The 13382-nt window shown below is 56.7% G+C and carries 14 protein-coding genes; 10 read left to right on the top strand and 4 right to left on the bottom strand.

Annotated features, from left to right (window positions below):
* Positions 1–12 precede the first annotated feature (12 nt).
* The 3 genes from CFB02_RS05750 to CFB02_RS05740 are packed head-to-tail and all read right to left on the bottom strand — an operon-like array spanning position 13 to position 2855.
* Positions 13–1080 carry an NAD(P)H-dependent glycerol-3-phosphate dehydrogenase gene (locus CFB02_RS05750; protein WP_088557252.1) on the bottom strand — a complete coding sequence of 356 codons (1068 nt, stop codon included), beginning with the start codon at positions 1078–1080 and terminating at the stop codon, positions 13–15.
* Between the two features lie 60 nt (positions 1081–1140).
* Positions 1141–1632 (bottom strand): STAS domain-containing protein, encoded by a 492-nt coding sequence (locus CFB02_RS05745; protein ID WP_088557251.1) that lies wholly within the window; start codon positions 1630–1632, stop codon positions 1141–1143.
* Positions 1633–1646: 14 nt separating this feature from the next.
* A complete protein-coding gene (locus CFB02_RS05740) occupies positions 1647–2855 on the bottom strand; it encodes a PP2C family protein-serine/threonine phosphatase (protein ID WP_088557250.1) in 1209 nt (402 codons plus the stop codon).
* A 114-nt stretch (positions 2856–2969) separates the two neighbouring features.
* Here CFB02_RS05740 and CFB02_RS05735 point away from each other — a divergent pair, with 114 nt between their 5' ends.
* The gene (locus CFB02_RS05735; protein WP_088557249.1) at positions 2970–4454 is read left to right on the top strand and encodes an HD domain-containing protein; all 1485 of its coding nucleotides are present in this window, start codon (positions 2970–2972) and stop codon (positions 4452–4454) included.
* Here CFB02_RS05735 and CFB02_RS05730 read toward each other — a convergent pair.
* On the bottom strand, positions 4444–5472 hold the full coding sequence (locus CFB02_RS05730; RefSeq protein WP_088557248.1) for an NAD(P)/FAD-dependent oxidoreductase: 1029 nt from the start codon (positions 5470–5472) through the stop codon (positions 4444–4446). The two genes, CFB02_RS05735 and CFB02_RS05730, sit on opposite strands and share 11 nt — an antisense overlap.
* Positions 5473–5588: 116 nt before the next feature.
* On the opposite strand from CFB02_RS05730, the gene CFB02_RS05725 reads away from it, so the two are divergent.
* The 9 genes from CFB02_RS05725 to xthA all read left to right on the top strand — a co-directional run bounded on the left by CFB02_RS05725 (position 5589) and on the right by xthA (position 13366).
* Positions 5589–6545: an acyl-CoA desaturase gene (locus CFB02_RS05725; RefSeq protein ID WP_088557247.1), complete on the top strand. Its 957-nt coding sequence runs from the start codon at positions 5589–5591 to the stop codon at positions 6543–6545.
* Positions 6542–7009, top strand: a complete 468-nt coding sequence (locus CFB02_RS05720) for a nuclear transport factor 2 family protein (protein ID WP_088557246.1) — start codon at positions 6542–6544, stop codon at positions 7007–7009. Before CFB02_RS05725 ends, CFB02_RS05720 begins: the two co-directional genes overlap by 4 nt.
* A complete protein-coding gene (locus CFB02_RS05715) occupies positions 7006–7806 on the top strand; it encodes an SDR family NAD(P)-dependent oxidoreductase (RefSeq protein ID WP_088557245.1) in 801 nt (266 codons plus the stop codon). The genes CFB02_RS05720 and CFB02_RS05715 overlap by 4 nt, the downstream gene beginning before the upstream one ends.
* A complete protein-coding gene (locus CFB02_RS05710) occupies positions 7803–9068 on the top strand; it encodes an NAD(P)/FAD-dependent oxidoreductase (RefSeq protein ID WP_088557244.1) in 1266 nt (421 codons plus the stop codon). The genes CFB02_RS05715 and CFB02_RS05710 overlap by 4 nt, the downstream gene beginning before the upstream one ends.
* A gap of 2 nt (positions 9069–9070) precedes the next feature.
* The gene (locus CFB02_RS05705) at positions 9071–9955 is read left to right on the top strand and encodes a DUF1365 domain-containing protein (protein ID WP_088557243.1); all 885 of its coding nucleotides are present in this window, start codon (positions 9071–9073) and stop codon (positions 9953–9955) included.
* Positions 9943–11217 (top strand): SAM-dependent methyltransferase, encoded by a 1275-nt coding sequence (locus tag CFB02_RS05700; protein WP_088557242.1) that lies wholly within the window; start codon positions 9943–9945, stop codon positions 11215–11217. The genes CFB02_RS05705 and CFB02_RS05700 overlap by 13 nt, the downstream gene beginning before the upstream one ends.
* Entirely contained in the window at positions 11214–11735 is a 522-nt protein-coding gene (locus CFB02_RS05695; RefSeq protein WP_088557241.1) for a DUF2878 domain-containing protein, read from the top strand. Before CFB02_RS05700 ends, CFB02_RS05695 begins: the two co-directional genes overlap by 4 nt.
* A complete protein-coding gene (locus tag CFB02_RS05690; RefSeq protein WP_088557240.1) occupies positions 11732–12472 on the top strand; it encodes a hypothetical protein in 741 nt (246 codons plus the stop codon). Before CFB02_RS05695 ends, CFB02_RS05690 begins: the two co-directional genes overlap by 4 nt.
* Before the next feature lie 81 nt (positions 12473–12553).
* Complete coding sequence (gene xthA, locus CFB02_RS05685) at positions 12554–13366, top strand: exodeoxyribonuclease III (protein ID WP_088557239.1); 813 nt, start codon at positions 12554–12556, stop codon at positions 13364–13366.
* Positions 13367–13382: the final 16 nt, after the last annotated feature.

The following is a 13382-nucleotide window of genomic DNA, read 5'->3' as shown; positions in this document are numbered from 1 at the left end:
TCAGCGGGCCTGTTACTGGCTGATGGTCCGCGGCAGTATAAATTCTACGTCGGAATTCTGGACCGACATCATAAGGCTATTGATGACCGCCTTGATGGAAGCGTTGTCGTAAAGGATCTCGTAAAGCCCACGAACCAGTGGCATATAGATCCCGATGGCCTCGGCTTTCTGCTTGACGAGCTTCAGGGTATAGATGCCCTCGGCCACCTGCCCGAGTTCCGCCACGGCATCGTCCAGTTTTTGGCCCAGGCCAACGGCATAGCCCACTCGAAAGTTCCGGCTCTTGGATGAGGTGCAGGTCACGATCAGGTCACCGACACCCGCCAGCCCCATGAATGTCATTGGGTTGGCGCCGAGGCTGACGGCAAACCGGCTCATCTCTGCAAGACCGCGGGTAATCAGCATGGCCTTGGCGTTCTCACCCATTTCCAGGGCGGAGGCAAGACCTGCGACAATCGCATAGATGTTCTTCAGTGCTCCGGCGAGTTCCACACCATACACATCCACGTTCGCGTAGACGCGAAAATACTCGCACCCCAGGAGGTCCTGAACCGAGCGGCGTACATCCGGATCCTTGGCGGCAATAACAGTGGCGGTCAGATCCCGGTTTACGATTTCACCAGCCAGGTTGGGGCCACTGAGCACGCCAGTACGACAGCGCGGAATCTCTTCCTGCAGAATCTCGCTCATCAGTTTGAAGCCGTGCTCTTCAATCCCCTTGGTGAGGCTGATGACAATTTGTTCGTCGCGGAATTTGTCGCTGTTCTCGCGGATAACGGCCCGAAAGGCTTTGCTCGGAATGGCAACAAAGACGATCTCGGCCTTGCTGACAGCGTCCGCCAGGTCTGTGGTGGGCTGAATGTCACCGGTCAGCTCAATGCCTGGCATGTAGCGGCTATTGATTCGGGTGCTGCGGATCTCTTCGGCCTGCGCTTTGCCACGCATCCAGAAATGAACACGGTGACCGTTTTCACCCAGCACCTTGGCCATGGCAGTACCAAAACTGCCACCGCCCAGAACCGCCACATCGTGTACCGGCACGGCTGCCTCAGTGTTCCGGGGCGTCGATTGTTCAGACATAGTTCTTCCGTTCTGTCAGATCAGGTGTGATACCGGCAAAGTCGCACCAGGGCGGCGCAGTTAGCCGGGCTCTTCACATTCCAGAGCGCGCACCAGATTCTTGAATTCTTCCCTGTTTCGGCTGTTCAGGCCCATCAGCACTCTATGGGCATCGAGAACCTTGTCTCGAACCTGTTGTTCGCTGGCCCTGAGTACGGGAATCTCTTCAAGCTCTTCAATTCGGGACGCGGGTTCTCGCACAATGATAAAGATCTTGTCGAAACCCATGGAAGTGATAATGCGGGTAATATCAGGATTGGTCGAAATAAGTGTGGGCAGGAAGTTGCTCTGTTTCTGGGCCGCCATGGCGATCTTGGCAAGCAGGCCGAGCGTTGTGCTGTCGATAATCTCGGTCTCGGTCAGGTCGATCACCACGGTCTTGAACTCCGGGTCCTGGGTGATGGACTCAACCAGATTGTCCAGCGTCGAACACAGGTTCAGCCGGATTTCCCCAATAAACTTCAGGACGTAGATGCCCTGTTTTTCAGCTTGCAGGATCTTGTAACCAGCCATGTTTCACACTGCCACTAATTCGACGGGGTGTTATCTGATCCGTTCATGGTATCAGTTACCGATACGATAGCGATATCGTCCGGCAGCTCTGTGATCTGTTCCAGATGCAGAGCCTCGCTCAGAGAGGCGATAGTGTGACGACCTCCCGATACGAGTTCAAGTAGTGTCCGCTCCTTTTCATCCAGTCCCTTTTCCCGGATAACTTCCAGAATTCCATCCGAAAACAGGGTCAGATGAAACGGTTTGTTCAGGGGAACCTCGTACACTTCCCATTCCGGCGTCTCGAACAGCCCTACCGGAAGCCCGCTCCCCTCAAGAAACGCTGCCTCCCCGCCCTCTAAAGACAGGATGGGCATCGGGAAATGGGCGCCCACTGCATAATTCAACTTACGTTCGCTCAGGGAAATAATGCCAACGAACACGGTTACGTGTTTACCGAGGCCGGTGTCCAGCAACTCGGAATTGATGCGTTCCAGGAATCGGTCCGGGTACAGGATATCTTCACTGGACCCCCGGCGAAGGTTTCGCTGCAAGCGGTTGGTCAGGTTCTTCAGCAGTACGGTTACGAACGCGGAACTGGCGCCATGGCCGGAGACATCAGCGATGTACACCAGAACCTTGTCGTCGGAAATACGAAAGTAATCCAGAAAATCACCGCTCAGGTAAAGCGATGGCTTGATCATGTGGTCCACGTGCAGGCCACTCATCACCTGTTCGTGCTCCGGAAGCATCCTTAACTGGACCTTTCGGCCGGCGCGTTGGTCTGCCCGCAGCTCGGCGATGCCGTCCCGCAAGTCACGATTTGCCTCTTCAAGCTCCTGCCGGTAAAGCTGATTCAGCCGGTTGACCCGGACCCGGTCGAACAATTTCCCGATAACATCGTCCAGTGCGCCCTTGTCATCGTTACAAGGCTTGAGGACAAAATCCGCCGCCCCGGCCCTGAGAGCGCTGACCACATCGGCGCTGGACTCGCTGGACGAACAGGCGACGATCGGCGTGAATGTTTCGGCTTCCTCCAGGCGGTTGGCGAGATCCCGGATGGACTCCGGAGGCAGGTCTGCAAAGATGACATCGGGAATGTTATCGTCAAAAAGCGCCTTGGCGCTGGCGAGATCCCGGTAGCCGGTCACGTAGAACCCCCTCGCTTCAAGGTAACGGGCGAGATCCGTGCGGGCCTTTTCATCGGCGTCTAATATAAGTATGCGCTCGGTGCGCGAGGTCATGGCGACTGCCCTAAACTACCAGCGATAAACGATAAATTGGCTTGATTAAGCCTATTCTGGCACGCCCCTGTGATATAACAAGGCCAAGTTCATGAAATCGGAGGATTCCATCTGATGCGACGTGCCGTAAACGATCTACTCGGAGCCTATGACAAGCTGATCATGGATCCGGTTCACGGAGGCATTCCGCTTTACCGGCACGAGATCCAGGTGATTGACCACCCGCTGTTCCAGCGACTGCGAAACATCTGCCAGAACGACATACTGAGCCTGGTCTTTCCCGGCGCAACCCATTCCCGATTTCTACACAGTATTGGTGTGATGCATGTGGGCACCCGCATGTTCCGCTCGATGATCGACGCCTACCTCAGGGAGCGACAGCTCAGCGAGCAAACCGACCTGAGCCTGAGCCAGCTCGACGCCATCGACTATCTGGCCAAAACCATCCGGCTGGGCTGCCTGCTGCATGACAGCGGGCATTCAAGCTTTTCCCATCAGTTCACCCAGGCCCGGCGTATTCGGGAACTGATGTCCCGTCCCGGCCGCTTCCGGGATCTGTGGCGCGGCGTGGATTATTCCACCTATCATCCGGAGGAGCCCGATGAACTGGAACACGAGCATTATTCGGTGCGTGTTGCCCACGATGTGCTCATGGCGGTGGATCTGGAAAGTGCCGGGCTTTTCGCCCGGGACGTTATCGGCATTATGGAAACGACGGACGTAAAACCCAGTGAGACGTTCTGTCGTCATGCCCGCACATTCTGGGCGTTTATTGCGGGAGAGGATGCCGCGGCGGGATCACCGCTCAGCGAAAACATACCCGGGCTGGTGATGGATCTGCTGTCGTCGATTGTATCAGGGGAAATCGACGCTGACCGGGCCGATTACATGCTGCGGGATGGCTTCCACTCGTCGGTAACCATCGGCGGTTTCAATCTGGACCACCTTTTGAGCAACCTGCGTTTTGGATGGGATGTGTCCGAACCCTGGCTGGGGCTGGCCATAACCCAGAAAGGACTGGGGGCGCTCGAAGACTTTGTCTACAGTCGCCACCAGATGTACCGCAAGGTCTACGCCCACAAGACCGCGCTGGGCTTTGACTGGCTACTTCGGGAAGCGATCAACGAAGTGCTCGATGACCCGGAGAACTTTGAATGGGTGGATACCTGCCTGAGCGACATGGCCTACTTTGCAGAACTGACCGACAATTTCTTCTGGGAGGCGTTCCGGAAAGTGGCCCGCAAGCACCCGAAGAGTTTCTCGTTCTGCATTGTAAACCGGGTGAAACTGAACCACCTTGATACCCGGGAAGACCTCTCAGCCAGGGGGATCGAACGCCATAGCGCCTGGTTGGCCGAAGAGCTTTCTCTCAGCCCTGCCCAGGTAGTGACCTGTTCGATGCGGGCGCGCTTCTCGAACATCCAGGACAACTTCAACGGCATCAAGGTGCTCGTGCGCGAACCTATCCACCGCACCCGGTCGCTGAAGAAGATCACCGACGTCAGCGCCTTCTTCAGCAAGTTCAGTGACGGCACCATCACGCATTTCTATACCCGACCCGATGTGACCACCGGTAACCAGGAGTCCCTCACTGAGTAGTGGGAGCGGTCGTCAGTTCGGCAACCAGTCCGCAGGCACTGTCGAAGGCGCCCTCTACCCGGCCGCCACTGAGCCAGTCGCCGGCGAGCCCGATCTTGTAATCCGGAAACCATAGATGGCCAGGGTGTTCTCCGCCTTCAGAGCGCGCATAGAGCCAGCGATGGGTAACCACTTCGTCCGGACCGGTATCGAAGCCGGTCGTTTCACGAAACGCAGCCAACAGTTTTTCGGCCACTTCCTCGGCTGGTGTACCCACATGGTCTTCGGTCCAGGCCGGGCTGGCGTGCAAAACCCACCACTGACCCTCGTCGTCTCGACCGGGCTTGCTGGAGTTGTTGGCCACCCAGAACAGCGCCGGGTGCTTGCAGCGCATGCCTTCGTGATGCGGCCAGGGCGATACCGGGAAGTGGGCGGCAACGGCCCAGCATGGCAGAACCCGGCTCACCGGATCGTCCAGGTGGGAGGCCAGAGCGTCGAGGCCGCTGTCCGCCAGCAAATCCCGAGCCTGTGCCGGAGGCGCGGTAACGATGACTGCATCAAAATCGCCCAGGTGCGAGCCGGAGGTCGAAAAGAGTGACCAGGACTGGTCGTTTTGGGCCAATCTGGCAACCCGTGTCTCGGTAACAATGTGAGCATGCCCTGACAGGGCCCGGGTAATCGCTGTCATGCGCGGAATACCGACGTAACGGGTCTCCTGCGGAAAGGATTCCCATTTATCAGCATTCGTCTGGAAACCAAACCGTCCTTCCCACGGTCCGAAGCTTTCAGGGCCTGCAAATTTACGGAGAAACGGCAGGAAATCCGGATTCCGGGAGGTGAAGTACTGCGCGCCCATATCCGCTGATCCGCCGGTTACCCGCTTCGCAGCAAGCCTGCCACCCGGCCCACGGCTTTTTTCGAAGACCGTGACGTCATGGCCCAGACCGCGCAGCTGGATAGCGGCGGTCAGCCCGGAGAGGCCTGAACCGACAATGGCAATACGGCGTATAAGTGACGAATCAAAGGTTTGATTAAACATGGTTTATTGTGCATCCAATTACAGTAGTAAGATCGTACTACTCTCCATGAAACACTAGCGGCAACAAGGCTGAGTGTGCGATCAAGATTCCATTAAAGAGAAAGGGCAATCAGGGTATGACCCGAATGCAGCATTGGCTTACAAACATTTTGAGGTGGTTCGATTCCGAAGCAGGTTCGGATCACCTAGACACCACGTCCCGATCATTCAATTTTTTGCGGGTTATTCCGTTCATTGCGCTCCATCTGGCCTGCCTCCTGGCGTTTTACACCGGCGTAAGCGCATTCGCCATCGGATTCGCGATTGCTTTCTTCCTCGTGCGGATGTTTGCGATTACCGGATTCTACCATCGTTATTTTGCCCACAAGACGTTCAAGACCAGCCGACCTGCCCAGTTTGTATTCGCGGTGCTCGGTGCCAGTGCGGCCCAACGCGGCCCGCTCTGGTGGGCTGCCCACCACCGGCATCATCATCAGCACTCCGATGATGTTCAGGACCTGCACTCGCCCCATCAGGGCGGATTCTGGTGGTCCCACATGGGGTGGTTTACCTGTGACGCCGGCTTTGCGACCGACGAACGTCGGATTCGGGACTGGCTGAAATTCCCGGAACTCAGGCTGATTAACCGGTTTGATGCCCTGGTGCCTGCTCTCGCCGCCGTTGGTATTTACGGGCTAGGAGAGGCGTTGGCCGCGTGGGCTCCGGGGTTGGGGACCAACGGCCTGCAGATGCTTGTCTGGGGATTCTTCATTTCAACCGTCGTGCTGTTTCACGCCACGGTATCCATCAACTCTCTGTCCCATGTCTGGGGCAAGCGCCGATTTGAAACCTCGGACGACAGCCGGAACAACTTCTGGCTGGCCCTGCTTACCCTGGGCGAAGGATGGCACAACAATCACCACCGCTGGCCGCAATCTGTTCGCCAGGGATTCCGGTGGTATGAAATTGACATCACCTGGTATGGGCTATGGCTGATGTCGAAGCTTGGCATCATCTGGGAGCTCAACCCGATACCCAAGCACATTCAGGAAGAAACACGCGAACTGGATAAAATGAGGAGGAGCAGGCAATGACAACCGCCTCAAAGATCGAAGTAGGTACGCGTAATTCCGCGGTGCCGGCAACGCTTGATAACTTTAGAGCGCTGTTCAACGAACTCGACAAGGGTAATCTGAATAAGCTCTCCCGGGTTTACAGTGAAGATATTCGCTTCCAGGACCCGCTGAGCAGCGTAACGGGGCTGGATGAGTTGACCCACTATTTCGCCGGGGCCTATGCGAATGTCATTTCCTGTCGCTTTGAATTCGGTGAAGCCGTTGTTCACGGTGAGTTTGCCGCCTTGCCCTGGGTTATGCACCTTCGTCACAAGCGCCTTCGCAAGGGCCGTGAAGTTCAGGTGCAGGGCATTAGCCACCTCGAAATCCGTAACGGGATGGTGTGCTACCACCGTGATTACTTTGACGCCGGGGAAATGCTCTACGAAAACCTGCCGGTGATTGGCAGGGCCATTCGCTGGATCAAGGATCAGGCAGGATGAGTGATCGACTTCAGGAAACCTCGAATATCTGGATTACCGGCGCCAGCTCGGGCATTGGCGAATCGGTCACCCGCGCGCTGGCACGCGGTGGTCACCGGCTTGTGATTACCGGCCGCCGCCAGGGGGCTCTTGAAGAACTGGCTTCCGCAGCGCCAGACCGGATTATACCGGCAGCGGCAGACACCACCAGTAAAGAAGACCTCCAGGCCATCGCGGGTACGCTGGAAAACCACGGCGACCTGAATATGGTGATTCTGAACGCCGGGACCTGTGAATATCTGGAGATAGCGCACTACAACAGCGACGTTATCGAAAAGAACATTCACACCAATGTGATTGGCACGGCGCGATGTCTCGATATTGCTCTGCCTGCCCTCAGGCGCAGCCGCGCCAAAGGCCAGCCGGCGACCCTCGTGATCGTCAGCTCTTCCGCCTGGTGGTTCCCCTTTGGCCGGGCTGAAGGCTACGGCGCTTCCAAGGCCGCCCTGACCTATTTTGCCCATGCACTCCGGGCAGACCTTGACGCCGAAGGGATCGACGTAGTGGTGGTTTCCCCCGGATTCGTCAAGACACCATTGACCGATCGGAACGATTTTCCAATGCCCTTTCTGGTTTCTGCAGAGGATGCGGCGGAGCGCATTGTCAATGGTCTGGCGCGTGGCAAGAACGAGATTGCATTCCCCAAGCGCTTCACCTGGATGTTGAAAGCGCTGGGCGCCCTGCCCCGGCCCTTGATCGACCGTATGTCGGCCTCCATGGCCCGTAAAAGCAACACCGAACAGGAAAATAATGGATGAGTAGTGAGCGTCAGCGAATTGCTGTCATTGGGGCCGGCGTTTCCGGCCTCACGGCTGCCTGGCTTTTGGCCGAGAAACACGAAGTTCAGGTTTTTGAAGCGGGCGACTATGCCGGCGGTCACACCAACACCGAACAGGTCGAAGCCGGTGGCCGGACCTGGCCGGTGAATACCGGCTTCATCGTTTTCAACGACTGGACCTACCCGAATTTCATCAAACTGATGGAGCGGCTGGGAGTTCCGTCGGAAGTCAGCGACATGAGCTTCAGCGTAGACTGCAGCAGCACCGGCCTGCAGTACAACGGCACCAGCCTGAATACCCTGTTTGCCCAGCGAAAGAATCTGTTAAACCTGCCGTTCTTAAAAATGGTGAGGGAGATTCTGCGCTTTAACAAGGAAACCCGTGCAGACCTTGAAGCCGGCAATATCAACAATGAAGAAACACTAGGGGAATACCTGAATCGGAATGGGTACTCCCGCTATTTCAGGAATTACTACATTGTTCCGATGGGCGCGGCGATCTGGTCAGCACCGGAAATCGTGCTGGAACAGTTTCCAATCCGGTTCTTCCTGCAGTTTTTCAACAATCACGGCATGCTGTCTGTGGATGACCGCCCAACCTGGCGGGTGATTTCCGGAGGGTCTGCCCAATACGTGAAGAAAATGATGGAACGGCTGGGTGATGGCATGCACCTGAACAGCCCTGTCGACAGGGTTGTCCGCCATGAGGACGGTGTAACCGTGACTGTCAGGGGCGAGGAACACCACTTTGACCAGGTGATTTTTGGCTGCCACAGCGACCAGGCCCTTGCCATGCTCGCTGACGCGACCGACAAGGAACGGGACATACTCGATGCCATGGCCTATCAGAACAACGATGTGGTGCTCCATACAGACAGCAGCGTGTTGCCGGACAATCGCCGGGCCTGGGCTGCCTGGAACTACTTTATTCCGACCCACAGTACTGAGCCGGTTTCTGTCACCTACAACATGAACATACTGCAGAACTTCCATGATGCCCCGGATACCTTCTGTGTGACCCTCAATCGCAGCCGAGATATCGATCCCGAAAAGGTGATCAAGCGCTTCGAATACGCCCATCCGGTATTCACACTGGACGCGGTGGCAGCCCAGGAACGCTACGACGAAATCGGTAATCAGAATCGAACCCATTTCTGTGGTGCATACTGGTTCAACGGATTCCATGAAGATGGCGTTCGCAGCGCGTTGCGGGTAACCGAAGCGTTCGGGGTGGAGCTTTGACCGTGAATAGCCAATGGCTGGAGGGTACTGTCCGGCACAGGCGGAAGTACCCGGTGCAACACGAATTCAGCTACAGCACCGGCATGCTGGCCCTGGACACCGACGAGTGGAACCAGGTTTCCGGTATCAGCCCGTTATTTTCCCTGGAACGTTTCAACTGGATGTCTCTGAAGCGCAGGGACTACTTCCGTCCGGAGACAGGCGACCTGTCCGGGGCTGTGCGTGACCACGTGGAACGGGCCACCGGCTGGCGCCCGGACGGCGAAGTCGAGCTGATTACCCATCCGCGCTACTTTGGTTACGTGTTCAATCCGGTCAGCTTCTATTTCTGCTACCGCGCCGGGGAATGCCCGGCGGATGGCGTGGTTCCAAAGGTCATCGTTGCCCAGATTACCAACACCCCGTGGCATGACCGTCATGCCTATTGTCTGGAGACGACCGGAGCAGAGCCGAACCAGGCGGACTGGCGCACCGAACAATTTGGTTTCAGCAAACGCTTTCATGTGTCGCCTTTCAACGGCATGAACCAGCACTACGAGTGGACGTTCAGTTTCCGGGGCCCTGATCTGAGAATTCACATGAATGTTCTGGAAGAGGGTCGCAAGCATTTTGATGCCACTCTGGTAGTCCAACGTACCCCTCTCACTCGTAAAGATGTGCATAGAAGTCTTCGAAAGTTTCCGCTCGAGGCATTCAAGGTTGTGGCAGGTATTTACTGGCACGCCCTGCGCCTCAAGCTCAAGGGGGCACCTTTCTACACCCACCCCGATAAGCTTTCCGAGGACGATACCGCCTACCGCCGTGGGCACGATGATTCCGGGCTGGATATCACCAGCTCGGAGACCAATGACAAGATTCGTGGAAGGGTAAGTTCATGGAGAACCTGAATACTTCGGTTGAAAACACCAAATCCGAATCGGGCAGCCTGCCGGCTATCAGCCGTTTCGCGCGTGCCCTGGTGATTCAACAGCTCCGTTTGCTGGGCGAGGGCAAACTGACGGTTCGGGAATCCGGATTCGAGGATCTGGTATTCGGCGATGGCGACAGCCAATACCAGCCGGCAGAGCTGATTATCCACGATCACAGCACCTGGCGGGACCTGTTGACTGGCGGAAGCGTCGGCGCGGCGGAAGCGTATGTCGCCGGTGATTGGTCAACTCCCGATCTGGTTGCCCTGCTCCGGTTCTTTACCCGCAACGTCGACCGCATGAACGAGTTTGAAGACCGGTTCAGTTGGGTTACCAAGCCTGCCCTCAAAGGTCTGCACTGGCTGAACCGGAACACCAAAGAAGGCTCCCGTAAGAACATCAGCGCCCACTACGATCTTGGCAATGACCTGTTCGAGACATTCCTCGATCCAACCATGATGTACTCCTCGGCTATCTATCCCAGCGCCGAATCGAGCCTTGAAGAAGCGGCTGTGCACAAACTGGACACCATCTGCCGGAAGCTGGACCTCCAGCCCGGGGACAAGGTGATTGAAATCGGCACCGGCTGGGGCGGCTTTGCGATCCATGCCGCCAAACACTATGGCTGTCATGTCACCACGACGACCATTTCCAGAGAGCAGCTGGATCTGGCGAAAGAACGGGTCCAGAAAGAGGGGCTGGAGGACCAGATTACCCTACTGTTTGACGATTACCGGGACCTCGCGGGGCAATTCGACAAACTTGTTTCCATCGAGATGATTGAAGCCGTTGGCCCTCAGTTTCTCGATAGCTATTTCTCCCAGATTAACGCCCTGTTGAAGCCCGACGGGCTGGCCCTGGTTCAGGCCATTAACATGCCAGAGCAGCGGTACCAGAGAGCTCTGAAAAACGTGGATTTCATCCAGCGATTTATCTTTCCGGGAAGCTTTATTCCCTCTTTCGGAGCCATCCTCGAATCGGTTCGAAAAGAAAGCAAGCTGGTACTCACCCATGCCGAGGATACCGGCTTCCACTATGCCAGGACCCTTCACGACTGGTGCGACCGGTTCATGGCCCAGCGGGACAAGCTTGAGTCGATGGGTTACGACGAGGCTTTCCGGCGCCTGTGGCACTTTTACTTTGCCTACTGTGAAGCGGGCTTCAGCGAGCGGGCCATTGGCGTTGCGCAGTTGGTGTTCGCCAAGCCCGGCAACAAACGCGAGAACATCTTGAGCGTATGATCGCCTCCGAAACCGCCCGTAACGTTCTTAATTTCCTGCTGTTCCAGGCAGGCTGGTTTGCCTGCGTGTTTTATCCCGGGCTGATCGGCGCCGGGATAGTGGTGATATTTCTGGTGCTGCATCTTGTCCTGGTTAGCCAGAACCGGATGACCGAGCTTCAGTTTATCGGCCTGGGAACCGTCGTCGGCTCAATTCTGGACGGCATCTGGTTCCGGACCGGTATTCTGGATGACGGTTCCGGCCAGGTGATGCTCACTCCCCCGTGGCTTGTGGCCATCTGGGCCATCTTCATGACGACCCTGAGCCATTCCCTCGACTGGATCAGCAAGAAGGCCTGGCTGCCCTTCGTTCTTGCGCCCTTTGCCGGCCCCTTCGCCTACTGGTCGGCCAGCCAGCTCGGCGCAGTGCAGCTGCCTGAACTGTTGCCGTCACTGATTGCACTCGGGTTTGGCTGGCTCGTTGTTTTCCCGCTGCTGCTGTTCGCCCGTAAAAAGCTTTACCCGGAGCTGGTTCGATGAAACACGCTGCCTGGTCAGTTTACGTGGCGCTGTTGGCCGCCGCATGGCCGGCCGCGGCCGCAGATTTCAGTTTTATCGGTACCGCAAGCACCGGAAACGGCAACGTGATCTACGAAGAGCGCCACTCCGTTGATGGTACCTGTGAGGAAGGCGTGTTTCGGCCCAGGCAACACAAGGTGACCTACTTCAAACCGGACGCGGACGAGTCGTTCGCCCGCAAAGACCTTGAATACGAGGCTTCAGTACTGCGTCCGTCCGTAGACTTCGTTCAGCCGACATTCAGTGAAGAAATGCAGATCACCTACCCTGCACCCGACATTTTGGTGATCGACTGGCAGACGCCAGGCGGCGATTCAGAGCAATTCGAGGTGACATACCCGGACACTACCGTTGTGGATGCCGGGTTCGATAACTTCGTACGCCAGAATTGGCAGCGTGTTGTGGCCGGTGAGCCGGTTGAATTCCGATTTCTTGGGCCTACCCGGGGCGAGCATTACGGTTTCGTTCTGGAACGCGCCGAGAACGACCAGGTGAATGCTGACCATGTGGTACAGATACGCCCTACCGGCATGGTACTGCGTTTCCTGGTTGACCCCATTGTACTGGGTTACAGCAACTCGGGTGCCCTTTCCGATTATCTGGGCCTCACCAATATCCGGAAAAACCAGGATGAAAACTACACCGCCCATATCCGCTATAAAGTGAATACCACCCCGGATTGTGAACTGACCCCCTGAAACTGTCGCCCCTGCCAAGGCAGACCCCGGGGGTCAGTATGGTAAACTCCGACGGGAATCAACGCCGGAGAGTATTTTGAAATGATGTTCGTTTCTTTCAACGTCAACAGTATCCGCACCCGCCTGCACCAGCTGAAAGCCGTAATAGACGCCCTCGCACCGGATTTTATCGGTCTCCAGGAAACCAAGGTTCAGGACGACGACTTTCCGGTAGAAGCGATCCGGGACCTTGGCTACCACGTGCATTTCCACGGGCAAAAAACCCACTATGGCGTTGCCCTGCTCTCAAAAGCGGAGCCGGAGGAAGTTATCAAAGGCTACCCTTGGGATGGCGAGGATTCCCAGCGCAGGCTGATTACCGGCCATTTCACCGTCAATGGTGAAAAGCTGACGGTGATCAACGGCTATTTTCCGCAGGGCGAAAGCCGTGACCATCCGGTGAAGTTTCCTGCCAAGGAGAAGTTCTACGCGGATCTGATGCGTTACCTGGACGAGCTCAAGAAAGCGGGCGGCCACGTGGTGGTCATGGGGGATATGAACATCTCTCCAACCGACAAAGACATTGGTATCGGCGCCGACAACGCCAAACGCTGGCTACGAACCGGCAAATGCTCTTTCCTCCCGGAGGAACGGGAATGGCTGGGCCAGGTTGAATCTCGTGGTTATACCGATGTGTTCCGGCACCTTCACCCCGATGAGGCGGACACCTTCAGCTGGTTTGACTACCGCAGCAAGGGTTTCGAGCGAGACCCCAAGCGTGGTCTGCGGATTGATCTGATCATGGTCAGTGAGAGCCTGCTGCCCAAAGCCCGGAAAGCGGGTGTTTCCTACGACATTCGAGCCATGGAAAGGCCGTCCGACCACTGTCCGGTCTGGGCGAGCTTCGAGCTCTAGGGGCTGGCCCGGCGCG

It is taken from the genome of Marinobacter sp. es.042, from assembly GCF_900188315.1.
GTDB lineage: Bacteria > Pseudomonadota > Gammaproteobacteria > Pseudomonadales > Oleiphilaceae > Marinobacter.
This window is presented reverse-complemented; position numbering and strand designations above follow the sequence as displayed.

What these genes read in the sequence shown, in the direction of transcription:
- CFB02_RS05715 (WP_088557245.1), top strand. Translation starts at nt 7,006, where the DNA reads ATGAGTGATCGACTTCAGGAAACCTCGAATATCTGGATTACCGGCGCC.
- CFB02_RS05690 (WP_088557240.1), top strand. Translation starts at nt 11,732, where the DNA reads ATGAAACACGCTGCCTGGTCAGTTTACGTGGCGCTGTTGGCCGCCGCA.
- CFB02_RS05740 (WP_088557250.1), bottom strand. Translation starts at nt 2,855, where the DNA reads ATGACCTCGCGCACCGAGCGCATACTTATATTAGACGCCGATGAAAAG.
- CFB02_RS05745 (WP_088557251.1), bottom strand. Translation starts at nt 1,632, where the DNA reads ATGGCTGGTTACAAGATCCTGCAAGCTGAAAAACAGGGCATCTACGTC.
- CFB02_RS05730 (WP_088557248.1), bottom strand. Translation starts at nt 5,472, where the DNA reads ATGTTTAATCAAACCTTTGATTCGTCACTTATACGCCGTATTGCCATT.
- CFB02_RS05695 (WP_088557241.1), top strand. Translation starts at nt 11,214, where the DNA reads ATGATCGCCTCCGAAACCGCCCGTAACGTTCTTAATTTCCTGCTGTTC.
- CFB02_RS05720 (WP_088557246.1), top strand. Translation starts at nt 6,542, where the DNA reads ATGACAACCGCCTCAAAGATCGAAGTAGGTACGCGTAATTCCGCGGTG.
- CFB02_RS05725 (WP_088557247.1), top strand. Translation starts at nt 5,589, where the DNA reads ATGACCCGAATGCAGCATTGGCTTACAAACATTTTGAGGTGGTTCGAT.
- CFB02_RS05700 (WP_088557242.1), top strand. Translation starts at nt 9,943, where the DNA reads ATGGAGAACCTGAATACTTCGGTTGAAAACACCAAATCCGAATCGGGC.
- CFB02_RS05735 (WP_088557249.1), top strand. Translation starts at nt 2,970, where the DNA reads ATGCGACGTGCCGTAAACGATCTACTCGGAGCCTATGACAAGCTGATC.
- xthA (WP_088557239.1), top strand. Translation starts at nt 12,554, where the DNA reads ATGATGTTCGTTTCTTTCAACGTCAACAGTATCCGCACCCGCCTGCAC.
- CFB02_RS05750 (WP_088557252.1), bottom strand. Translation starts at nt 1,080, where the DNA reads ATGTCTGAACAATCGACGCCCCGGAACACTGAGGCAGCCGTGCCGGTA.
- CFB02_RS05710 (WP_088557244.1), top strand. Translation starts at nt 7,803, where the DNA reads ATGAGTAGTGAGCGTCAGCGAATTGCTGTCATTGGGGCCGGCGTTTCC.